The sequence below is a fragment of the Streptomyces prunicolor genome (assembly GCF_045162825.1).
GTDB lineage: Bacteria > Actinomycetota > Actinomycetes > Streptomycetales > Streptomycetaceae > Streptomyces > Streptomyces prunicolor.
In genome coordinates this window covers 5,388,120-5,409,653 of record NZ_CP108676.1, presented here as the reverse complement: position 1 = coordinate 5,409,653, position 21,534 = coordinate 5,388,120, and the positions used below count along the sequence as shown (strand labels likewise).

Below are 21,534 nucleotides of genomic sequence, written 5' to 3'. Positions count from 1 at the left end.
CCTCCGTACTGGGCTTCCGAACGGGACCCCCCTTCCGCTGCCGAAAATCTGTACGTCATAATAGCTTGTGAATGTGAACGCGTTCACAAGCGTGTCCCGGTTCGTCCCATGATGCGTGTGACAAAAGGGGCAAACTGCCGCTGTACCACGGCGACGTAAGGAGACTGACGACGTGGAATTGGCTCTGGCGCCGGAGACACTGGCGCGATGGCAGTTCGGCATCACCACCGTCTACCACTTCCTGTTCATTCCCCTGACGATCTCGCTCGCCGCTCTCACGGCCGGGCTGCAGACCGCGTGGGTGCGCACGGAGAAGGAGAAGTACCTCAGGGCCACCAAGTTCTGGGGCAAGCTCTTCCTGATCAACATCGCCATGGGCGTCGTCACGGGCATCGTGCAGGAGTTCCAGTTCGGCATGAACTGGTCCACCTACTCGCGGTTCGTCGGTGACATCTTCGGGGCTCCGCTCGCCTTCGAGGCGCTGATCGCGTTCTTCTTCGAGTCCACCTTCATCGGGCTGTGGATCTTCGGCTGGGACAAGCTGCCCAAGCGGATCCACCTGGCCTGCATCTGGATGGTCTCGATCGGCACGATCCTGTCGGCGTACTTCATCCTCGCGGCCAACTCGTGGATGCAGCACCCCGTCGGCTACCGGATCAACAAGGCGAAGGGCCGTGCCGAACTCACCGACTTCTGGCACGTGTTGACCCAGAACACCGCCCTCGCGCAGGCGTTCCACACGCTCTCCGCGTCCTTCCTGACCGGCGGCGCGTTCATGGTCGGCATCGCGGCCTTCCACCTGTTCCGCAAGAAGCACATCTCGGTGATGAAGACCTCGCTGCGGCTGGGCCTGATCACCGTCGCCATCGCCGGCCTGCTCACCGCCGTCAGCGGTGACACCCTCGGCAAGGTCATGTTCAAGCAGCAGCCCATGAAGATGGCCGCCGCCGAGGCCCTGTGGGACGGCCAGGACTCCGCGCCGTTCTCGATCTTCGCCTACGGCGACGTCAGCAAGGGCCACAACAGCGTCGAGCTGTCCATCCCCGGGATACTGTCCTTCCTCGCCGACGACGACTTCAGCTCCTACGTCCCCGGCATCAACGACACCAACAAGGCCGAGCAGGCCAAGTACGGCCCCGGCGACTACCGGCCCATCATCCCCGTCACCTTCTGGGCGTTCCGCTGGATGATCGGCTTCGGGATGGCGTCCTTCGCCATCGGCCTGGCCGGACTCTGGCTGACCCGCAAGAAGTTCATGCTGCCCCAGCACCTGCGGGTCGCCGAGGACGAAGTGCCGAACGTCGTCCTCTTCAAGAAGAAGGCCCTCGGCCCGAAACTCACCAAGCTCTACTGGCTGGTGTCCATCTGGACCCTCGGCTTCCCCCTCATCGCCAACTCCTGGGGCTGGATCTTCACCGAGATGGGCCGCCAGCCCTGGGTCGTCTACGGCCTCTTCCAGACCCGCGACGCGGTCTCCCCCAGCGTCTCCCAGGGCGAGGTCCTCACCTCGATGATCGTCTTCACCTCGCTCTACGCCGTCCTCGCCGTCATCGAGGTCAAGCTGCTCGCGAAGTACGTCAAGGCCGGCCCGCCCGAACTCACCGAGGCCGACCTCAACCCGCCCACGAAGATCGGCGGCGACTCCCAGGACGCCGACAAGCCGATGGCCTTCTCGTACTAGGCCGAGGGAGCTGCAACTGTCATGGAACTGCACGACGTCTGGTTCGTCCTCATCGCCGTCCTGTGGACCGGCTACTTCTTCCTGGAGGGCTTCGACTTCGGGGTCGGCATCCTCACCAAGCTGCTCGCCCGGAACCGCACCGAGAAGCGGGTGCTGATCAACACGATCGGCCCGGTCTGGGACGGAAACGAGGTCTGGCTCCTCTCGGCCGGCGGCGCGACCTTCGCCGCCTTCCCCGAGTGGTACGCCACCCTCTTCTCCGGCTTCTACCTCGCCCTGCTGATCATCCTGGTCTGCCTGATCGTCCGGGGCGTCGCCTTCGAGTACCGGGCGAAGCGGCCCGAGGAGAACTGGCAACGCAACTGGGAGACGGCGATCTTCTGGACCTCGCTGCTCCCCGCGTTCCTGTGGGGCGTGGCCTTCGGCAACATCGTGCGGGGCGTGAAGATCGACAAGAACTTCGAGTACGCCGGTAACTTCTGGGACCTGCTCAACCCGTACGCCATCCTCGGCGGCCTGGTCACCCTGACCCTCTTCACCTTCCACGGCGCGGTGTTCACGGCGCTCAAGACGGTCGGGGACATCCGGGTGAGGGCGCGGAAGCTCGCCCTTCAAGTCGGGCTCGTCACCGCCCTGTTGGCGCTGGCGTTCCTGATCTGGACCCAGGTCGACAGCGGCGATGGCAAGAGTCTGGTCGCGTTGGTCGTGGCCGTCGTCGCACTGGTCGCGGCGCTGGGGGCGATCCAACTCGGGCGTGAGGGCTGGTCGTTCGCGTTCTCCGGGGTCACCATCGTGGCCGCCGTCGCGATGCTCTTCCTGTCGCTCTTCCCGAACGTCATGCCCTCCTCGCTCAACCCGGACTGGAGCCTCACGGTCACCAACGCCTCGTCGAGCCCGTACACCCTGAGGATCATGACCTGGTGTGCGGGGATCGCCACGCCGATCGTGCTGCTCTACCAGGGCTGGACCTACTGGGTGTTCCGCAAGCGGATCGGCACACAGCACATCGCCGAAGCCGCGCACTGAGTACCCGCTCTTAGTCCGAGCACTGCGTCCGACTTGGGGCATGTTTCACGTGAAACATGCCCCTTGAGAAGAGGGTGTGTTTCACGTGAAACCGATCGACCCACGTCTGCTCCGCTACGCCCGTGCCACCCGCCTCTTCCTGATGGCGGTCGTCGCCCTGGGTGCCGTTGGGGCGCTGCTGGTCATCGCGCAGGCGATGCTCATCGCGGAGGTCGTGGTCGGTGCCTTCCAGCACCGGATGTCCGTCGGTGAACTCGGCACTCCCCTGCTGCTGTTGGCGTCGGTCGCCGTCGGCCGCGCCCTTGTCTCCTGGCTCACCGAACTCGCCGCTCACCGAGCCAGCGCCGCCGTGAAGTCGGAGCTGCGGGGACGGTTGCTGGAACGTTCCGTGGAGCTGGGACCCGGCTGGCTGAGCGGGCAGCGGACGGGTTCGCTGGTCGCCCTCGCCACTCGGGGTGTCGACGCCCTCGACGACTACTTCTCGCGCTATCTCCCGCAGTTGGGCCTCGCGATCGTCGTCCCGGTGGCGGTGCTGGCCCGGATCGTCACCGAGGACTGGGTCTCAGCGGCGATCATCGTTGGCACGCTGCCGCTCATCCCGCTCTTCATGGTGATGATCGGCTGGGCCACGCAGTCCCGGATGGACCGGCAGTGGCAGTTGCTCTCCCGGCTCTCCGGGCACTTCCTGGACGTGGTCGCGGGGCTGCCGACCCTGAAGGTGTTCGGCCGGGCCAAGGCGCAGGCCGACTCGATCCGGCGCATCACCGGCGAATACCGGCAGGCGACCATGCGGACCCTGCGGATCGCCTTCGTCTCCTCCTTCGCCCTGGAACTGCTCGCCACCCTCTCCGTGGCCCTGGTCGCCGTGACGATCGGCATGCGGCTCGTCCACGGCGACATGGACCTCTACATCGGTCTCGTCGTCCTCGTCCTGGCCCCCGAGGCGTACCTGCCGCTGCGTCAGGTGGGCGCGCAGTACCACGCGGCGGCGGAGGGACTCGCGGCGGCCGAAGAGATTTTCTCGGTACTGGAGACACCGGTACCGGCTACAGGCACCGCCGAAGTCCCTTCCGACGCCCTGGCCTTCGAGGGCGTGACGGTCCGGTACCCCGGCCGGTCCGCAGACGCCGTGTCGGACGTCTCCTTCGCCGTGGAACCCGGAGAGACGGTCGCCCTCGTCGGACCTAGCGGCTCCGGCAAGTCCACTGTGCTGAACGCCCTGTTGGGGTTCGTCCGGCCCGCCGAGGGCCGGTTGTCCGTCGGGGGAGTCGATCTCACCGACGTCGACCTGGAGCGGTGGCGGTCGCGGATCGCCTGGGTGCCGCAGCGCCCGCAGCTGTACGCCGGGACGATCGCCGAGAACGTACGGCTCGCCCGGCCCGACGCCGACGACACCGCCGTACGGCGGGCGTTGGCCGATGCCGGGGCCCTGGACTTCGTGGACGCGCTGCCCGAGGGCATCGGGAGCGTGCTCGGCGAGGACGGGGCCGGGCTGTCCGCCGGGCAGCGGCAACGGCTCGCGCTCGCCCGGGCCTTTCTCGCCGACCGGCCGGTGCTGCTCCTCGATGAACCGACCGCCGCGCTGGACGGAGCGACCGAGGCCGAAGTGGTCGAGGCGGTACGGCGGTTGGCGGTCGGGCGGACCGTGCTGCTCGTGGTGCACCGGCCGGCCCTGCTGGCGGTGGCCGACCGGGTGGTGCGGGCGACGGAGGGCGTGGCCGCGATGCACGCGGAGGCCACGCCGACGCTCGCCGATCCGAGGCCGGCCTCGTCGGAGGCGCTGGTGAATTTCGTAGCTTCCGACGAGCCCGAGACGCGGCTCGCCGCGCACGCGGGTGGCGTCCTCTCCCGGGTCCGCGCCATGTCCGGTGCCCGACGCGGACGCCTCGCCCTGGCGCTGCTGCTCGGAAGTCTCGCGCTGGGCAGTGCCATCGGACTCATGGGCACCTCGGGGTGGTTGATCTCGCGGGCCTCGCAGCAGCCGCCCGTGCTGTACCTGATGGTGGCCGTGACGGCGACGCGGGCCTTCGGGATCGGGCGGGCCGTGTTCCGGTACGCGGAGCGGCTCGTGTCGCACGACGCGGTGCTGCGGATGCTGGCCGACACCCGGGTCGCCGTCTACCGGCGCCTTGAACGGCTGGCGCCCGCCGGGCTGCGCGACACCCGGCGCGGTGACCTGCTGTCCCGGCTCGTCGCCGACGTGGACGCGCTCCAGGACTACTGGCTGCGCTGGCTGCTGCCCGCCGGGGTCGCGGTCACCGTCTCCGCGGCGACGATCGGCTTCACCGCCTGGCTGCTGCCCGAGGCCGGTGCCGCCCTCGCGGTCGGTCTCCTCGCGGCCGGCGTCGGCGTCCCTCTCGTCACCGGCGCCGTGGCCCGCCGTGCCGAACGGCGGCTTGCTCCCGCTCGCGGGGTGCTCGCCACCCGCGTGACCGAACTGCTCACCGGAACGGCCGAGTTGACGGTTGCCGGCGCGCTGCCTGCCCGTACGGCGGAGGCCAGGCGGGCCGACGGCACACTCACCCGGATCGCCTCCCGAGCCGCCACCGCCACCGCCCTCGGCGACGGTCTCACCGCACTGATCTCGGGCCTGACCGTCGCAGCCACCGGACTCGTGGCCGCCCAGGCCGTCGCAGCGGGACGACTGAGCGGCGTGTTGACGGCCGTCGTCGTCCTCACCCCGCTCGCCGCTTTCGAGGCCGTCCTCGGACTGCCCCTTGCCGTGCAGTACCGGCAGCGGGTCCGCAAGAGCGCCGAGCGCGTGTACGAGGTGCTGGACGCCCCGGAGCCCGTACGGGAACCGGAGCGGCCCCGCCAGGCGCCCGCGACACCCTTCCCGCTCGTCGTACAGGGACTGGCGGCCCGGCACTCCGGCCAGGACCGGGACGCGCTCGCCGGGCTCGACCTGACGTTGGAGCAGGGGCGCCGGGTCGCCGTGGTCGGCACCTCCGGGTCCGGCAAGACGACGCTGGCGCAGGTGTTGCTGCGCTTCCTCGACGCGGACGCCGGCTCGTACACGCTGGCCGGTGTGGACGCGTACGCCCTGGACGGCGACGACGTACGGCGGCTCGTCGGGCTGTGTGCCCAGGACGCGCACCTCTTCGACAGCTCGGTGCGCGAGAACCTGCTCCTCGCGAAGAAGGACGCGACCGAGGACGAACTGCGGGCCGCGCTGGCGCGGGCCCGGCTGCTCGACTGGGCCGACGGGCTGCCGGAGGGGCTGGACACCCTCGTCGGTGAGCACGGGGCGCGGCTGTCCGGCGGGCAGCGGCAGCGGCTGGCGCTCGCCCGTGCGCTGCTCGCCGACTTCCCGGTCCTCGTGCTCGACGAGCCCGCCGAACACCTGGACCTGGCCACCGCCGACGCGCTCACCGCCGACCTCTTGGCCGCCACGGAAGGCCGTACGACACTGCTCATCACGCACCGGCTGGCGGGCCTGGAGGACGTGGACGAGGTGATCGTGCTGGACGAGGGGCGTGTGGTGCAGCGGGGTCCGTACGCCGGACTGGCCTCGGTGGAGGGGCCGTTGCGGGGGATGGCGGAGCGGGAGGCGGAGTCGGAGTTGTTGGTGGCGGCTGGGTAGGAGTCTGCGGGCCGAGCCTCTCGACTTTCCGTGACAAACGGGACTAATTAGGCTCGGTGTATGTCAGCCGCCGCGCGTCCCGGTCCCCCGCCGCCGCCCACCCCGGGACTCTCGGCCGAACTGGCCGCCCGCGTGCCGCAGTTGCTGGAGGCGATGCGGTCCGTGGGGAGCGGGCTCGAACTGCACTCCACGCTGGAGCGGATCTGTGAGGCGGCGGCCACGCTGACGGACGCCCGCTACGCGGGGATCGGTGTCGTCGACGAGGACGGCGACGCGCTCGCCGACTTCGTCTTCCACGGGGTCGACGCGGGGACCGCGCGGCGCATCGGGCGGTTTCCCGACGGGCACAAAGGGCTGCTCGGCGCGCTCATCCGGGAGTCGGAGCCGGTGCGGCTGGCGGATGTGACCGAGGACCCGCGGTCCTGGGGATTCCCCGAGCACCATCCGCGGATGCGTGGCTTTCTCGGAGTTCCCATTCGCGTCTCGGGGGAGGTCTTCGGGAACCTCTATCTGGGCGAGAAACGCGGCGGGGACCCCTTCAACGACTACGACGTCAACATGGTCCGGGTGCTGGCGACCGAGGCGGGCATCGCCATCGGGAACGCCCGGCTGTACGAGGCCGCCAAGCAGCGCGAGCGGTGGATCGACGGGTCGGTGGCCGTCACGACCGCCCTGTTGTCCGGCGGGGACGCCGAGGACGCGCTGCAGGTCGTCGCGGAACGGGCCCGCCGGCTCTCCGGTTCGGCGGCCGGGATCGTGCTGCTGCCCGCCGCCGAGGGCGGCATGGAGATCGTCGCCGTGTCCTCGGATCAGCCGTCGGACCAGCTCGGCAGGGTCGTCGCGCCGGACAGCGAGATCGTCGCGCAACTCCTCGACGGACGGCCGGTGTTCGTGGCGGACGCGGCCACCGATCCCCGGATGCTCAGCGCCCTCGCGCGGGCGTACGGGCCGATCATGGCGCTGCCCCTGCAGAGCGGCGGGCGTGTCATGGGGGCCCTGGTCACACCTCGCGCGCGGGGCGAGCGGCCGTTCAGGGAGGACGAGCGCACGCTCGCGATCCAGTTCGCCTCGCAGGCCGCGCTCGCGCTGATGATGGCCGAGGCGCAGCGCGACCGGGAACGGCTCGCGGTGTACGAGGACCGCGACCGGATCGCCCGTGACCTGCACGACCTGGTCATCCAGCGGCTGTTCGCCACCGGGATGCTGCTGGAGAGCGCCCAGCGCGGGTCGCTCGTCCCCGAGGTGCGGCGCGGTGTGGGCAACGCCGTCGACGAACTCGACGTCACCATCCAGGAGATCCGCACCGCGATCTTCGCGCTCCAGCAGGGCCCCGCCGAGGCGCCCTCCGGACTGCGCACGCGGGTGCTTCGGGAGATCAACACGGCGGCCGTGCCGCTCGGTTTCCAGCCCGGGCACCGTTTCGTCGGCGTGGTCGACACGACGGTCGGCGACCTCACCGGCAAGAACCTCATCGCGGCCCTGCGCGAGGCCCTCTCCAACGCGTTCCGGCACGCGGCGGCGGCGCGCATCGAGGTCGTCGTCGATGCGACCGCGACCCTGCCGGACGGCCGGCCCGGCGTACGGCTCACCGTCGCGGACGACGGGGTCGGCATCCCGGCGGGCGGTCGGCGCAGCGGCCTGAAGAACCTCAAGCGCCGGGCCGAATCCCTGGGCGGCGACAGCTGGTACGGGCCGGGCATCGGCGTGGACGGCGGCGGTACGACGGTGGTGTGGCAGGCACCCCACTGAGCGCCCGGTGGGACCTGTCATCAGCAGCTCGCGCTGAGCCGTTCGCAGCAGCGCGTCCCCCATGCGTACGACTTGAACAGGGCCTTCGTCCCGCGCCCGGGTCACGATCGCTGACATGCGCTCATCTCGCCGTCATCCACTGCTCGTTCCGGTGCTGCTGTGCGCGCTCGCCGTCCTGGCGGCCCGCCCCGGTGACGACGATCAGCCCGCCGCGGGCATCAGCGCACAGGTGGCGCGGCTGTACCAGGACGCGGCCCTGGCGACCCAGCAGTACGACGCCGGGCGGCGGGAGGCCGACGCGCAACGGGCCCGCGCCCAGCAGGTCGAGGGCCAACTGGACGGCGAACGGCGGGAGATCGCACGGCTGCACGAGGATCTGGGCCGAATCGCCCGCGCCCAGTACCGCAGCGGCGGCGGTATCCCGATGGCGGCCCGGATCATCCTCGCGGACAGCCCCGAGGACCTGATGCGCGATCAGCATGTCTTCTCCCAGGCGGATCTCGCCGTGGTCAACGCGCTCGGCAGGAGTCACCGGGCCGAGGTTCGGCTCGCCGGTGACGAGGCGAAGGCCGCGTCGGCGTGGCGCACGCTGGAGAAGCGGAACGCCGAACTCGCCGAGCTGAAGCAGGGCATCCAGCGCAGACTCGACGAGGCGCGCGGCCAGTTGCAGGGCCAGGCGGACGCCTCGGTCGCGGCGGGCAGTTGCCGGGGCGCGGTCCGCCTCGACCAGCCGCCGAACCGGGTCACCGCTCCGTGGGTCGCGCCGGTGGAGCCCGTCGAACTGTCCGCGGGCTTCGGCAGCGGCGGCTCCCGCTGGGCGAACCGGCACACCGGCCAGGACTTCGCGGTCCCCATCGGCACGCCGGTGCGGGCGGCCGGAGCGGGCCGGGTGGTACAGGTGTCCTGCGGCGGCGCCTTCGGCATCGAGATCGTCATCGAGCACCCGGGCGGCTACTACACGCAGTACGCCCACCTCGCCGCCGTCACCGTCGACCAGGGGGACCGCGTGACCACCGGCCAGTGGATCGCCCAGTCCGGCACGACCGGCAACTCCACCGGCCCGCATCTGCACTTCGAGGTACGGGTCACCCCGGACATGGGATCGGCGGTCGATCCGCTGCCTTGGCTGGCACAGCGGGAAGTCCCGCTCGGCTAGGGCACGTGTCGCTCGCGTAAGGGCCACGCTCCAGGACGACGCCCGTTACCACCAGCCGCCGTCACCACCAGACACCGTTACCGCTGCAACCGCTGTTACCGCCGCTCCGCCAGCATCCGCTCGATCACGATCGCCACACCGTCCTCGTTGTTGTCGACTGTTCGCCCGGAGGCCGCGGCGAGCACGTCGGGGTGCGCGTTGCCCATCGCGTACGACTGTCCCGCCCAGGTGAGCATCTCGACGTCGTTCGGCATGTCCCCGAAGGCGACGACCTCCTCGGGAGCGATACCGCGCTCCGCACAGCACAGGGCGAGCGTGCTGGCCTTGGAGACGCCGGGCCCGCTGATCTCCAGCAGGGCGCTGGGGCTGGAGCGGGTGACGTTCGCGTGGTCGCCGAGGGCGAGGCGGGCGACGTTCAGGAAGACGTCCGGGTCCAGCTCGGCGTGGAACGCGAGGATCTTCAGCACCGGCTCGTCGGCTCCCAGGGCGTCCGGCGCCAGGAGCTTCTCGGCGGGGGCGAGGGTGTCCGGTATCTCCATGTGCAGCTTCGGATACGCCGGCTCCTGGTAGAAGCCGTACGTCTGCTCGATCGCGTACACCGTCCCGGGCGCCGCCTCGCGCACCAGCCGTACGGCGTCGAGGGCGTTCGCACGGGCCAGTTCGCGGACCTTCACGAAGCGGTGGGCGCCGGGGCCGCCGTGCAGGTCGACCACGGCGGCGCCGTTGCCGCAGATCGCCAGGCCGTGGCCGTGGACATGGTCGCTGACGACGTCCATCCAGCGGGCGGGGCGGCCGGTGACGAAGAAGACCTCGATACCCGCCTCCTCGGCCGCGGCCAGGGCCGCCACCGTGCGGGGGGACACCGTTTTGTCGTCGCGCAGCAGAGTGCCGTCCAGGTCGGTGGCGATCAGCCGTGGCGGGACGGCGGCGGCCGGGGTCTCGGGCTGTCGAGTCGCTGAGGTCACCGGGCCATTCTCCCGCATATGCCTGCACGGCTGTGCGGGAGAGTGCACAGGTGAGTGGTTGCCGCCCCTACCAGGGCCGTTGTCCTCCGCGGTCCTGGCGGGGCCGAGGTGCCGACTCGACCCCTCATCCGCCGCCACGTCCTGGGCTTGACAGTGCGCATATCGCTTATCGATAGTATCGATAAGCGATATGTTCATGGGGTGGCAAGGGGGAACCATGCGTACGAAGTCCTGGTGGAACCGGACCGACAGTCGACTGCTGGAGGCCGCTCTGGGCCTGGCCGCTCTGCTTGACGCTGTCTTCGGGGTGCTGCTCCCGGTTCTCGGGGTGGTCGGCCTCATCGACCCCGTGGACACCCGCGAGGTCAAGCCCGAGACCGCGACCCGGGTACCGGGCGCCGCGACCGACGCGGTGGCGGGCCACGGCATGACCCTCACCGGTACCCATCAGGCCGACCTCGTCTTCGCCCACCCCGACCTGAGCGAGCGCCTGTTGCTCGCGCTGCCGGATGTCGTCGGCAGTCTGCTGCTGCTTCTCGTCCTGGTCCTCCTCCTCCAGATGGCCCGGACGCTGCGGGACGGCGACGTCTTCGTACCGAAGAACGCCCGCCGCCTGAGCGTCATAGGGCTCACAGTCCTGGTGCAGGCCGTCCTCTCCCCGGTGCTGCCGTCGCTCACCACGGAGGCACTGGTGAGCGGCACTCCCATCGCCGATCAGGTCCCCCTCTCGGTCACCTTCACCGGTGAGTACGTCCTGCTCGCCTTCCTCATCCTGGCGCTGGGAGAAGTCTTCCGGCGGGGTACGAAGCTCCGCGCCGACACCGAGGGGCTGGTCTGATGCCGCCGGACGAGGAACACCGGGTCAAGGTCCACCTGGACCGGCTCCTGGCCGAGCGCGGCATGACCCTGGCCGAACTGGCGGCCAAGGTCGGGGTGACGGTGGTCAACCTCTCCATCCTGAAGAACGACCGGGCGAAGGCGATCCGCTTCTCCACCCTCACCGCGATCTGCCGCGAACTGAACTGCCAGCCCGGCGACCTGCTCAGCGTCCGCGAGGACTGACCCCGGCCGAAGAAGGCTGGCCCGTAACTCCTTATCCAGACCCGTAACTCCACTATCTAGACAAGGGATTGCTCATGGGGATGACCTCTGTCCGGCATCTGGCACAGATCGGCGTGATCACTGTGTGCGCTGCCGCCCTCGCGGCGTGCGGGACCTCCTCGCGTTCCTACAACGTGTCGGGAGCTCCGGGAGGCAACAGTGCAGGCTGCTCCGGTCTGGTGAGCAAGGCGCCGCAGAAACTGGGCGGCCACGAGCGCAACGACTCCGACCAGAAGGGATCGGCCGTGTGGGGGGACGGTGATGTGATCCTCCGCTGCGGGAACATCTCGGACGTCCCGGAGTCGGCCGCGTGCACGTCGGTGAAGGGGGTCGACTGGCTCGTGAACGCCAAGAAGACCCACGACGGGGTGAAGACGGTTCTGTCGTACGGGCGCAGCCCCGCGGCCGAGGTCACCATGTCGGAGCGGATCAAGGACAAGGACGCCGTCATCGGTGAGATGTCCGCGATCATGGCGGGGCCGGCCAAGCAGAAGACGTGCGCGAAGCAGGGCTGAGTTTCTGCGGCCCGAGCTTCTGAGCCCGCGCGAAAGGGGCCTCCGCGCGTCCTCCGGCGACGGGCCGGGCTCAGGAGGGCGGAACCAGGGTGGCGCCGTAGGCTCTGAGACATGAGTCTGCGTCTGAGCACCGTGATCCTTCCGTACCGTCGCTGGCACGAGGGCGGCGGTGCGGCCTGGCAGCGCGCAGAGGAACTCGGCTTCCACACTGGTTTCACCTACGACCATCTGTCCTGGCGCACCTTCCGGGACGGCCCTTGGTTCGGTGCTGTCCCGACCCTGACCGCCGCCGCGGCGACCACCCGACACATGCGTCTGGGCACCCTGGTCACGTCGCCGAATTTCCGGCACCCGGTGACCCTCGCCAAGGAACTCATCTCGCTCGACGACTTCTCCGACGGCCGGGTCACCCTCGGCATCGGCGCGGGCGGCACCGGCTTCGACGCCACCGCGCTCGGGCAGGACCCGTGGACCCCGCGTGAGCGTGCCGACCGGTTCGGGGAGTTCGTTCCGCTGCTGGACCGGCTGCTCACCGAGGACTCGGTGTCGTACGAGGGTGACTTCTACTCGGCGCATGAGGCCCGCAACATCCCGGGGTGTGTGCAGCGGCCCCGGCTGCCGTTCGCGGTGGCCGCCACCGGTCCGCGTGGGCTGGGGCTCGCCGCCCGGTACGGACAGGCGTGGGTGACCACCGGCGACCCCAGGCTGTTCGAGAACGGCACTCCTGAGCAGTCGGTTCACGCCCTCCGCGGGCAGGTCGAGAAGCTGGCCGACGCCTGCGCGGCGGTCGGCCGGGACGTGGCGGGGATCGACAAGATCCTGCTCACCGGTTTCACCCCGGACCGCGGCCGTCCGCTGGAGTCACTCGGCGCCTTCGTCGACTTCGCGGGTCGGCATCAGGAACTGGGCTTCACCGAGATCGTGATCCACTGGCCCGTCCCGGACTCCGTCTTCGCCACGGACGAGAAGGTCTTCGAGCAGATCGCCATGGAAGCGCCGGCTCAGCTGGCGTGACGAGGGTGCCCGGGGCCCTGTGCGCCGGCCCGTGTTTCACGTGAAACCGGCACCGCGTTTCACGTGAAACGTCACCGTATGCGGCTGTTCAGCCATGGCGTGAGGACGATCATCGAGATCCACTCCTTGTGCGTCCGATCCCCGGGCAACGGGACGACCAGGTTGCAACTCGGCGGGAAACGGCGGGCCTTGACGTAGGCGTGGCCGTCGAAGACGGAGCGGAGGAAGGCGGGGACGTCGTCGCGGTCGATGTCGGGGCAGTCGATGCCCTCGACCGTGATCAGGGCGTCGTCGTCGGGATAGAGCCGCACGCTCACCCGGGGCAGGCCGCCGAACTCGGCGAAGGCCTCGTGCGGGAGTGAACCGTCCGGGTCGGTGGTGACGCCGAAGCCCGCGGAGGTGCGGCGGGAGGTCTGGTCGGCGCCGATGTCATGGGTGACCTCGATCTCGCGCCCGTACTCGGACGCGATCGCGCGGAGGGCGGTGACGGCGGCCTCGGTGCTGTGGAAGTGGTCCATACCACTGATCATGCCGGGGGCGGTGCGGCCGAGGCCATACCGGGGCAGCATGCATCAGGTCGTGCGAGGTCAGTGGGGCGCGGGGAACCGCAGATACCGCACGGGCACTGCCTCCGTGAGCCACACCCCGTTCTCGCTGACCCGGAACACCTGGCCGTCCTTGTGCATCGCGCCCGCGTCCACGGAGAGCACGACAGGCCGGCCGCGGCGGGCGCCCACGCGGGTCGCGGTCTCCCGGTCGGCGGAGAGATGTACGGCGTGACGGTTCATGGGCCGGAGCCCCTCGGCCCGGATCGCGTCCAGGTTGCGTGCGACCGTGCCGTGGAAGAGGTACGGCGGCGGGGTGGCCGGGGGCAGTCCGAGGTCGACCTCGATGCTGTGGCCCTGGCTGGCGCGGATACGGGTGCCCTCGATCGCGAAGCGGCGCTTGTCGTTCGTGGCCACCACGTGGTCGAGCTCTTCGCGGTCGAACCGGAACCCGCGCGCGGCACAGGCGGCGATCAGCGTGTCGATCTCGACCCAACCGGCCTCGTCGAGGGTGAGCCCGATCCGCTCGGGCTGGTGGCGCAGATGCTTGGAGAGGTACTTCGACACCTTCACGGTGCGTCTTTCATCCATCCGCTCAGCATGACGGGAGAGACGTGGATCACGCATTTTCTTTTATGGCCGATGTTTGATCCACAACCAACTGTAGTTATCCACAGGGGAATTGGCGTTTCTGTGGACAACTCCCTGTCATGTCACACCTGTTCGTCAAGATCAGCTGGGGGCCCACTACTTGGCATGAGCGCATCCAACGCCCTTGCCCGCAGCTCCCGTTCGGCCGCCAACGCGATGAACTCGCCCGCCTTCTCCGGCCCAACCAACCCCTCCACGGCCCGCATTGTCGTCTCGGGCACGGCCACGGAACGTGACGAAGACGCCGACTGCGAAGGTTCCACCGCGCCGAGGTGCCGAAGGAGCGACCGGTTGGCGAACAGCCGCATCGCGCGCGCGAGTTCGGCGTCCACGGTCTGCTGCGCGAGCGGGCGCAGCCGTCGTACGAGCGAGGCCGCTTCGGTCGCGTCCGTGTCGGTCGGACGGTGTGATCCGTCGAGGTAGCGGGCGAAGACATGCTCGGTGGTGAACTCAAGGAAACGGGAGGCGATGTGCTCGACCTGGACCCTCAACTCCCGTAGATGGGAAGAGATCGCGGGGAGCGGTACTCCCGATGCGTACAACTCGACGGCCACCGCCAGCTCTTGGGGGCTCGGCACGAGGAAGGAGTCGGCGTCTCCGGGGACCGGCTCCAGTACGCCGAGTTCGACGGCTTCGGCGACTGCCGCGTCGTCCGGGCTGCCGCCGAAGCGCTGCTCCAGCTCGGCGCGCGAGATCCGGACCGCCTCCTCGTCGGTCCACGGCCCGTCCACCTCGGCGACCAGCCCGAGCACCCCGCCAAGCCCCCGGCCCGCGTCCCAGGCGTCCAGCAACTCCTTGATGGAGGCCAGCCCGTAGCCGCGATCGAGCAGGTCCGCGATCTGCCGGAGCCGGGCGAGATGGACATCGGCGTACAGGTTGGCCCGGCCGCGCCGCTCGGGGCGGGGGAGGAGACCGCGGTCCTGGTAGGCACGGATCGTGCGGACGGTGGCGCCGGTGAGATGCGCGAGGTCTTCGATGCGGTAGGCGACCTGGCCGGAACCCGAACCCGAACTCGAACCCGACCCGGAGTTCATGCGGCTCCCGCCCGAGCCGCCGGTGACCTCCTCAGGTACTCCACCGCCCTGCTCAACGATCCCTCCCGCGACGGATGGTACGAGCGCCGCAGATAGCGGGGGACGGCCGCGCCGAGTGACCGCCAGGTGGGCAACAGGCCTTTTCGTACGGCCCTGTTGTGCTCGGTGAGCGAGTAGCGGACGCGGCCGGCGAGTTGGGGGTCGTGGCGTATCAAGTAGGCCGTGCCCCAGGCCCACAGGGAGAGCATCACGGGTGCGGTCACAGCCATGCCGGTGAGACGGCGGGCGTAGCGGGGGAGGCCGTGGCCGCCGCAGTGCTGGAACATGTCGAAGGCGACCGCGCGGTGTTCGACCTCCTCCGCGCCGTGCCAGCGCAGCAGGTCCAGCATGATCGCGTCGGCGCCGGCCCGGTCGAGGCCCTCCGCGGTCAGGATCCAGTCGCCCAGCACCGCCGTGAACTGCTCGATCGCCGCGACGACCGCCAGCCGGAAGCGCAGCCACTCCCGCTCCGGCACCGGCACACCGAGCGGCGGGCGTTCGCCGAGGAGCCGTTCGAAGAGGAAGTCGACGTGCCGGGTGAAGTCCCCGGTGTCGAACCGCTGGGCCGTGAGCTGGTCCAGCACATGCGCGTGCTGGACGCTGTGCGTGGCCTCCTGGCCCATGAACCCCTTGACGTCCGCGCGGAGTTGGGGGTCCTCGACCAGCGGCAGTCCCTCCTTGAGGACCTTGACGAACCACCGCTCCCCCGCCGGCAGCAGCAGATGCAGGACGTTGAGGACATGCGTGGCGGTCGGCTCGTCCGGTATCCAGTGCAGGGGCGTGTGCGACCAGTCGAAGGAGACCCGGCGGGGCGCGATCGTGTGGTGCTCGTCCGTGGAGGTCACAGCGGCGGCTCCAGGCGGGCCATCGCCCGCAGCGCGCGCGGGGCGAACCGGGACATCAGATGGGCGCCGCGCGCCTCCGGGGTGACGGGCACGACGGCCTGGTTGCGGACGACCGCCCGCAGGATCGCGTCGGCGACCTTCTCCGGCGGGTAGTTGCGCAGCCCGTAGAGCCGCGCCGACTTCTTCTGGCGCCGTTTCTCCTCGTCGGCGTCGACCCCGGCGAAGTGCGCGGTCGAGGTGATGTTGGTGTTGACGAGGCCCGGGCATATCGCCGAGACACCGATCCCCTGGTCGGACAGTTCCGCGCGCAGGCACTCGCTGAGCATCAGCACGGCCGCCTTGGAGGTGCTGTAGGCGGGCAGTGCCTTCGACGGTTGGAACGCCGCCGCCGACGCCGTGTTGACGATGTGGCCGCCCTGGCCGCGGTCGGCCATCTGTTTCCCGAAGAGGCGGCAGCCGTGGATCACGCCCCACAGGTTGACGTCCAGGACCTTCTTCCAGTCCTCCGGGGTGGTGTCGAAGAAGGAACCGGAGAGTCCGATTCCGGCGTTGTTCACCAGGACGTCGACCACGCCGTACTCGGCGGCGACCTTCGAGGCGAGCTTCTCCATGGCCTGCTCGTCGGAGACGTCGACCGTCTCCGCCCAGGCCTCGGGGGCGCCGATCAGCCGGGCCAGTTCGGCGGTGCGGGCCGCGCTCTCCGAGTCCCGGTCGACGGCCACCACGCGCGCGCCGGACTCGGCGAAGGCGAACGCCGTGGCGCGCCCGATGCCGCTGCCGGCGCCCGTCACCAGCACGAGCTGCCCGCCGAACCGCTGGACGTACTTGCCGGTCGCCGGTGTCGACCTGGGGCGCTCGCCCTCCTGGGTGGTCACGAACTCCGTGATCCAGGACGCCAGTTGATCGGGTCGCGTACGCGGGATCCAGTGCTTGGCCTGGAGCGTGTGGCGCACCGCCCCCGGTGCCCACAGCTCCAGTTCGTCGTAGAGCCGCTCCGACAGAAACGCGTCCCCCAGGGGCGTGACGAGCTGCACGGGCGCGTGCGCGTAGGCATCCGGGCGTGGTCTGCGCAGCCTCGCCCGCACGTTGTCCCGGTACAGCCAGGCGCCGTTGGCCGCGTCCGTGGGGAGCGACGAGGTCGGGTAGTCGCCGCGCGGGATCTTCTCGACGCGCTCCAGGATCTTCGGCCAGCGCTTGCCCAGGGGGCCGCGCCAGGCGAGTTCGGGCAGCACGGGGGTGTGCAGCAGGTACACGTACCAGGACTTGGCGCCCTGGCCGAGGAGTTGGCCGACGCGGCGCGGGGTGGGCCGGGTCAGGCGCTTGTTGATCCAGTGCCCGAAGTGGTCCAGGGACGGCCCGGACATCGACGTGAAGGAGGCGATCCGGCCCACCGTGCGCTCGACGGTCACGAACTCCCAGGACTGCACCGAGCCCCAGTCGTGCCCCACCAGGTGCACCGGCCGGTCCGGGCTGACCGCGTCCGCGACCGCCAGGAAGTCGTCCGTGAGCTTCTCCAGGGTGAACCCGCCCCGCAGCGGCTGCGGGGCCGTGGACCGGCCGTGGCCTCGGACGTCGTAGAGCACGACGTGGAAGCGGTCCGCGAGCCGGGACGCGACCTCGGACCACACCTCCTTGGTGTCGGGATAGCCGTGCACCAGGATGACCGTGGGGCGCGAGGGGTCCCCCAACTCGGCCACGCACAGCTCGACTCCACCCGTCCGCACCCAGCGCTCGCGCGCACCCTCAAGCGTCACTTGTCCTCCGCCCAGCGCCGCACGTGCGGCAGATCGTCGTCCAGCCAGAAGACGCTCTGTTCGGGGTCCTTGGAGTCGGTGACGACCAGGATCTCCTCGAACTTGGCGCCCGTGCCCCGGAATCCGAGATGCGGTTCGACCGCCCACAGGCCGGGGTGCGGGGGATGGTCGGAGAAGCGGTACGGCGACCAGAGCGGGGACCATCCGTCGCGGTGGCCGTGCAGCGCGTCGCTCGCGAGGCCCTTGAGGGCCTGGGTGCCGAACCCGAACAGCCGCGGGGACCAAGGGCGTTCGGCGACCCGGTCGATCTTGTGCGCGATCACGCCGAAGGGGTAGGCGCGGTGCCGGTTGGCGTAGCCCTGGCGGACCATGAGGCGGTCCACGTCCTCGTAGATCTCGCGCAGCGGGCGCCGCTCGCGCACCTCGCGCAGGAGCAGCGCGCGGTGCGCCTCCAGGTCGGCCATCAGCTTGTCCTGCACCGGGTTGGCGCCCAGGGAGCCCGAATACCCGATGTCGGCCGTGAAGCCCTTGTACACGGGGGCCATGTCCAGGATGAACGGCATCCCGGGCTCCAGTCGGCGGCCTGTGGGGAAGAACTGGAGCGGGACCCGGAAGTCCGTGAACGCCGTGCGGTCGCCGAACCAGGCGAAGGGCAGATGGAACCAGTCGTTCACGCCCCGCGCGCGCAGCCACGACCGCTGCATCCGCGCCGCGTCCCGCTCGGTCACCCCGGGCTCCAGCCGGGCCGCGACGGCCTCGGCGCATTCGTACGCCAGCCGCTGGACCTCCCTGAACCCCCGCAGTTCCGCGGAGAGTTCGCGTGTCACCGCCGTAGTCATGCCACCGCCCCACCTGTCCACACCGACTGCGGTACGTGCTCGTAACTTGACACTCGTGAATGTGACAGTTGTTAGAGGCTGCGTCAATAGGCGTGATCTCTACCTGTGGATAACCGCGAGGGCCGGTCGCGTAGCTCTCAGGTAGGGGCATCCCCTACGGACCCGTACGTCTGGAGTCTGACGTGAGGACAGCTCTGCGGGGTGACGACCGCAGTGGTCCGCGTCACTACCTTCGTAGACGTGACTGTGATCGCGACCGAAAGCCTGAGCAAGCGGTTCCCACGGGTGACCGCGCTTGACCGGCTCTCCGTGGACGTCGGCCCCGGTGTGACGGGGCTCGTCGGTGCCAACGGAGCCGGCAAGTCGACCTTGATCAAGATCCTGCTGGGTCTGTCCCCCGCCTCCGAGGGCCGAGCCGAAGTGCTCGGCCTCGATGTCGCCACCAAGGGTGCCGACATCCGCGAGCGCGTCGGGTACATGCCGGAGCACGACTGTCTGCCGCCCGACGTCTCGGCCACCGAGTTCGTCGTCCACATGGCGCGCATGTCCGGCCTGCCGCCCACCGCGGCCCGCGAGCGCACCGCGGACACCCTGCGCCATGTCGGTCTGTACGAGGAGCGCTACCGCCCCATCGGCGGCTACTCGACGGGCATGAAGCAGCGCGTCAAGCTCGCGCAGGCCCTCGTCCACGACCCCCAACTGGTCTTCCTGGACGAGCCGACCAACGGCCTCGACCCGGTCGGCCGCGACGAGATGCTCGGCCTCATCCGCCGCATCCACACGGACTTCGGCATCTCGGTGCTGGTGACCTCGCACCTGCTGGGCGAGCTGGAGCGCACCTGCGACCACGTCATCGTGGTCGACGGCGGCAAGCTCCTGCGCTCCAGCTCCACCACGGACTTCACCCAGATCACGACCACCCTGGCCATCGAGGTCACCGACACCGACGACCACCCGGACGGCACCCGCGCGGTGCGCGACGCGCTCCACGCGCACGGGGTGGACACCCACGACAGCAGCGGCCTCCCGGGCGCGGGCCATGTCCTCCTCCTGACGGCCACGGGCGAGGAGACGTACGACGTGATCCGGGACGTGATCGCGGACCTCGGCCTGGGCCTGGTGCGCATGGAGCAGCGCAGGCACCACATCTCCGAGGTCTTCACCGACTCCGACACCAGCACCGGCAGCGACGCAGAGCGGAAGGAGGCCGTAGGCCATGGCAATTGACCAGCCCCTGGTCCCCCAGCCGGGCGACCAGACCCGTATCCACAACATCGGCTACCGCAACTACAACGGCCCCCGCCTGGGCCGCGCCTACGCCCGCCGCTCCCTCTACTCGATGTCCCTGCGCGGCTCCTACGGCCTCGGCCGCTCGGTGAAGTCCAAGGTCCTGCCGATGCTGCTGTTCGTGGTCATGTGCGTGCCCGCGGCCATCATGGTGGCCGTCGCGGTCGCCACGAAGGCCAAGGACCTGCCCGTCGACTACACCCGCTACGCGATCATCATGCAGGCCGTCATCGGCCTGTACGTCGCCTCGCAGGCCCCCCAGTCGGTCTCGCGCGACCTGCGCTTCAAGACCGTACCGCTGTACTTCTCGCGGCCGATCGAGACCGCCGACTACGTGCGGGCCAAGTTCGCGGCCCTGGCCTCGGCCATGCTCATCCTGACCGGGGCCCCGCTGATCGTGCTCTACGTAGGCGCCCTGTTGGCCAAGCTGGACTTCGCCGACCAGACCAAGGGCTTCGCCCAGGGACTCGTCTCCGTGACCCTCCTCTCGCTGCTCTTCGCCGGCGTCGGCCTGGTCATCGCCGCCGTCACCCCGCGCCGCGGCTTCGGCATCGCCGCCATCATCGCCGTACTGACCATCTCCTCCGGCGCGGTCTCCACCCTCCAGGCGATCGCCGACGCGCAGAACTCCACGAGCGCCATCCCCTGGATCGGCCTCTTCTCGCCCGTCACGCTCATCGACGGCTTGCAGTCGGCCTTCCTGGGCGCGAGTTCGGCGTTCCCCGGAGGCGTCGGCCCCAGCCACGCGGAAGGCGTCGTCTACATCCTCGCCGTCCTGGGCCTCATCGCCGCGACCTACGGCCTCCTGATCCGCCGCTACCGGAAGGTGGGCCTGTGACCACGCTCTCCATCGACCATGTCTCCCGCTGGTTCGGCAACGTGGTCGCCGTCAACGACATCACCATGAACGTCGGCCCGGGAGTCACCGGACTGCTCGGCCCCAACGGCGCCGGCAAGTCCACCCTCATCAACATGATGGGCGGCTTCCTCGCCCCCTCCACCGGCACCGTCACCCTCGACGGCCAGCAGGTCTGGCGCAACGAACAGATCTACAAGCACATCGGCATCGTCCCCGAGCGTGAGGCGATGTACGACTTCCTCACCGGACGCGAATTCGTCGTCGCCAACGCCGAGTTGCACGGCCTCGGCGCCAAGGCCGCCCAAAAAGCCCTGGCCACGGTCGAGATGGAGTACGCGCAGGACCGCAAGATCTCGACGTACTCCAAGGGCATGCGCCAGCGCGTAAAGATGGCCAGCGCCCTGGTGCACGACCCCTCGCTCCTGCTCCTCGACGAGCCGTTCAACGGCATGGACCCGCGCCAGCGCATGCAACTCATGGACCTGCTGCGGCGGATGGGCGACGAGGGCCGCACGGTGCTGTTCTCGTCCCACATCCTCGAAGAGGTCGAGCAACTCGCCTGGCACATCGAGGTAGTTGTGGCCGGACGGCACGCGGCCAGCGGCGACTTCCGCAAGATCCGCCGCCTGATGACCGACCGCCCGCACCGCTACCTGGTCCGCTCCAGCGACGACCGCGCCCTCGCGGCCGCGCTGATCGCCGACCCGTCGACATCCGGTATCGAGGTCGACCTGGCCGAGGGCGCGCTGCGCATCCAGGCCGTCGACTTCGGCCGGTTCACGGCCCTGCTGCCCCGGGTGGCCAAGGACCACGGCATCCGGCTGCTCACGGTCTCGCCGTCGGACGAGTCCCTCGAGTCCGTCTTCTCGTATCTCGTCGCGGCGTAGGAGG

Annotated in this window: 19 protein-coding genes; 12 read left to right on the top strand and 7 right to left on the bottom strand. The window is 69.9% G+C overall.

The features are described from left to right. Nucleotides 1-172 precede the first annotated feature (172 nt). The 5 genes from OG588_RS24810 to OG588_RS24790 all read left to right on the top strand — a co-directional run bounded on the left by OG588_RS24810 (nucleotide 173) and on the right by OG588_RS24790 (nucleotide 9,195). Nucleotides 173-1,681 carry a cytochrome ubiquinol oxidase subunit I gene (locus tag OG588_RS24810; RefSeq protein WP_405949216.1) on the top strand — a complete coding sequence of 503 codons (1,509 nt, stop codon included), beginning with the start codon at nucleotides 173-175 and terminating at the stop codon, nucleotides 1,679-1,681. 21 nt (nucleotides 1,682-1,702) lie between these two features. Beyond that, nucleotides 1,703-2,707: a cytochrome d ubiquinol oxidase subunit II gene (gene cydB / locus OG588_RS24805; protein ID WP_405949215.1), complete on the top strand. Its 1,005-nt coding sequence runs from the start codon at nucleotides 1,703-1,705 to the stop codon at nucleotides 2,705-2,707. An 85-nt stretch (nucleotides 2,708-2,792) separates the two neighbouring features. Beyond that, a complete protein-coding gene (cydD, locus tag OG588_RS24800; protein WP_405949214.1) occupies nucleotides 2,793-6,290 on the top strand; it encodes a thiol reductant ABC exporter subunit CydD in 3,498 nt (1,165 codons plus the stop codon). A 60-nt stretch (nucleotides 6,291-6,350) separates the two neighbouring features. Further along, nucleotides 6,351-8,039 carry a GAF domain-containing sensor histidine kinase gene (locus OG588_RS24795; protein ID WP_405949213.1) on the top strand — a complete coding sequence of 563 codons (1,689 nt, stop codon included), beginning with the start codon at nucleotides 6,351-6,353 and terminating at the stop codon, nucleotides 8,037-8,039. 115 nt (nucleotides 8,040-8,154) lie between these two features. Further along, nucleotides 8,155-9,195, top strand: a complete 1,041-nt coding sequence (locus OG588_RS24790; RefSeq protein WP_405949212.1) for a peptidoglycan DD-metalloendopeptidase family protein — start codon at nucleotides 8,155-8,157, stop codon at nucleotides 9,193-9,195. Between the two features lie 95 nt (nucleotides 9,196-9,290). Here the strand turns inward: OG588_RS24790 and OG588_RS24785 are convergent, their stop codons facing one another. Beyond that, nucleotides 9,291-10,178 carry a Cof-type HAD-IIB family hydrolase gene (locus tag OG588_RS24785; protein WP_405949211.1) on the bottom strand — a complete coding sequence of 296 codons (888 nt, stop codon included), beginning with the start codon at nucleotides 10,176-10,178 and terminating at the stop codon, nucleotides 9,291-9,293. Between the two features lie 199 nt (nucleotides 10,179-10,377). On the opposite strand from OG588_RS24785, the gene OG588_RS24780 reads away from it, so the two are divergent. The 4 genes from OG588_RS24780 (at nucleotide 10,378) to OG588_RS24765 (ending at nucleotide 12,790) form a co-directional block, all read left to right on the top strand. Next, on the top strand, nucleotides 10,378-10,998 hold the full coding sequence (locus OG588_RS24780; protein ID WP_405949210.1) for a DUF2975 domain-containing protein: 621 nt from the start codon (nucleotides 10,378-10,380) through the stop codon (nucleotides 10,996-10,998). Next, the gene (locus OG588_RS24775; RefSeq protein ID WP_366096702.1) at nucleotides 10,998-11,222 is read left to right on the top strand and encodes a helix-turn-helix transcriptional regulator; all 225 of its coding nucleotides are present in this window, start codon (nucleotides 10,998-11,000) and stop codon (nucleotides 11,220-11,222) included. Before OG588_RS24780 ends, OG588_RS24775 begins: the two co-directional genes overlap by 1 nt. A 74-nt stretch (nucleotides 11,223-11,296) precedes the next feature. Further along, complete coding sequence (locus OG588_RS24770) at nucleotides 11,297-11,776, top strand: DUF3515 family protein (protein ID WP_405949209.1); 480 nt, start codon at nucleotides 11,297-11,299, stop codon at nucleotides 11,774-11,776. A gap of 111 nt (nucleotides 11,777-11,887) precedes the next feature. Next, nucleotides 11,888-12,790, top strand: coding sequence for an LLM class flavin-dependent oxidoreductase (locus OG588_RS24765; protein ID WP_405949208.1), 903 nt, complete (start codon nucleotides 11,888-11,890; stop codon nucleotides 12,788-12,790). 71 nt (nucleotides 12,791-12,861) lie between these two features. Here OG588_RS24765 and OG588_RS24760 read toward each other — a convergent pair whose 3' ends face one another. From OG588_RS24760 to OG588_RS24735, 6 genes are all read right to left on the bottom strand, one after another. Beyond that, entirely contained in the window at nucleotides 12,862-13,308 is a 447-nt protein-coding gene (locus OG588_RS24760) for a hypothetical protein (RefSeq protein ID WP_019055084.1), read from the bottom strand. A 69-nt stretch (nucleotides 13,309-13,377) separates the two neighbouring features. After that, complete coding sequence (locus OG588_RS24755) at nucleotides 13,378-13,926, bottom strand: RNA 2'-phosphotransferase (RefSeq protein ID WP_405949207.1); 549 nt, start codon at nucleotides 13,924-13,926, stop codon at nucleotides 13,378-13,380. Nucleotides 13,927-14,048: 122 nt separating this feature from the next. Then, entirely contained in the window at nucleotides 14,049-15,020 is a 972-nt protein-coding gene (locus OG588_RS24750; protein ID WP_405949206.1) for a MerR family transcriptional regulator, read from the bottom strand. Further along, on the bottom strand, nucleotides 15,017-15,904 hold the full coding sequence (locus OG588_RS24745; protein WP_405949205.1) for a metal-dependent hydrolase: 888 nt from the start codon (nucleotides 15,902-15,904) through the stop codon (nucleotides 15,017-15,019). Before OG588_RS24745 ends, OG588_RS24750 begins: the two co-directional genes overlap by 4 nt. Continuing rightward, on the bottom strand, nucleotides 15,901-17,658 hold the full coding sequence (locus tag OG588_RS24740; protein ID WP_405949204.1) for an SDR family oxidoreductase: 1,758 nt from the start codon (nucleotides 17,656-17,658) through the stop codon (nucleotides 15,901-15,903). The genes OG588_RS24745 and OG588_RS24740 overlap by 4 nt, the downstream gene beginning before the upstream one ends. Next, on the bottom strand, nucleotides 17,655-18,497 hold the full coding sequence (locus tag OG588_RS24735; RefSeq protein ID WP_405949203.1) for a M24 family metallopeptidase: 843 nt from the start codon (nucleotides 18,495-18,497) through the stop codon (nucleotides 17,655-17,657). The genes OG588_RS24740 and OG588_RS24735 overlap by 4 nt, the downstream gene beginning before the upstream one ends. A 246-nt stretch (nucleotides 18,498-18,743) precedes the next feature. Between OG588_RS24735 and OG588_RS24730 the strand changes: the two genes are divergently transcribed. Genes OG588_RS24730 through OG588_RS24720 form a run of 3 tightly spaced genes read left to right on the top strand, consistent with a single transcriptional unit; the run spans nucleotide 18,744 to nucleotide 21,530 of the window. Further along, on the top strand, nucleotides 18,744-19,724 hold the full coding sequence (locus OG588_RS24730; protein ID WP_405953202.1) for an ABC transporter ATP-binding protein: 981 nt from the start codon (nucleotides 18,744-18,746) through the stop codon (nucleotides 19,722-19,724). After that, nucleotides 19,714-20,622 carry an ABC transporter permease gene (locus OG588_RS24725; protein WP_405949202.1) on the top strand — a complete coding sequence of 303 codons (909 nt, stop codon included), beginning with the start codon at nucleotides 19,714-19,716 and terminating at the stop codon, nucleotides 20,620-20,622. The genes OG588_RS24730 and OG588_RS24725 overlap by 11 nt, the downstream gene beginning before the upstream one ends. Next, complete coding sequence (locus OG588_RS24720) at nucleotides 20,619-21,530, top strand: ABC transporter ATP-binding protein (RefSeq protein WP_043676185.1); 912 nt, start codon at nucleotides 20,619-20,621, stop codon at nucleotides 21,528-21,530. Before OG588_RS24725 ends, OG588_RS24720 begins: the two co-directional genes overlap by 4 nt. Nucleotides 21,531-21,534 lie beyond the last annotated feature (4 nt).

Excerpts from the sequence above, each read along its gene's own strand:
- cydB (WP_405949215.1), top strand. The coding sequence starts at position 1,703 with ATGGAACTGCACGACGTCTGGTTCGTCCTCATCGCCGTCCTGTGGACC.
- OG588_RS24795 (WP_405949213.1), top strand. The coding sequence starts at position 6,351 with ATGTCAGCCGCCGCGCGTCCCGGTCCCCCGCCGCCGCCCACCCCGGGA.
- OG588_RS24790 (WP_405949212.1), top strand. The coding sequence starts at position 8,155 with ATGCGCTCATCTCGCCGTCATCCACTGCTCGTTCCGGTGCTGCTGTGC.
- OG588_RS24785 (WP_405949211.1), bottom strand. The coding sequence starts at position 10,178 with ATGCGGGAGAATGGCCCGGTGACCTCAGCGACTCGACAGCCCGAGACC.
- OG588_RS24780 (WP_405949210.1), top strand. The coding sequence starts at position 10,378 with ATGCGTACGAAGTCCTGGTGGAACCGGACCGACAGTCGACTGCTGGAG.
- OG588_RS24775 (WP_366096702.1), top strand. The coding sequence starts at position 10,998 with ATGCCGCCGGACGAGGAACACCGGGTCAAGGTCCACCTGGACCGGCTC.
- OG588_RS24770 (WP_405949209.1), top strand. The coding sequence starts at position 11,297 with ATGGGGATGACCTCTGTCCGGCATCTGGCACAGATCGGCGTGATCACT.
- OG588_RS24765 (WP_405949208.1), top strand. The coding sequence starts at position 11,888 with ATGAGTCTGCGTCTGAGCACCGTGATCCTTCCGTACCGTCGCTGGCAC.
- OG588_RS24760 (WP_019055084.1), bottom strand. The coding sequence starts at position 13,308 with ATGGACCACTTCCACAGCACCGAGGCCGCCGTCACCGCCCTCCGCGCG.
- OG588_RS24755 (WP_405949207.1), bottom strand. The coding sequence starts at position 13,926 with ATGGATGAAAGACGCACCGTGAAGGTGTCGAAGTACCTCTCCAAGCAT.
- OG588_RS24750 (WP_405949206.1), bottom strand. The coding sequence starts at position 15,020 with ATGAACTCCGGGTCGGGTTCGAGTTCGGGTTCGGGTTCCGGCCAGGTC.
- OG588_RS24735 (WP_405949203.1), bottom strand. The coding sequence starts at position 18,497 with ATGACTACGGCGGTGACACGCGAACTCTCCGCGGAACTGCGGGGGTTC.
- OG588_RS24725 (WP_405949202.1), top strand. The coding sequence starts at position 19,714 with ATGGCAATTGACCAGCCCCTGGTCCCCCAGCCGGGCGACCAGACCCGT.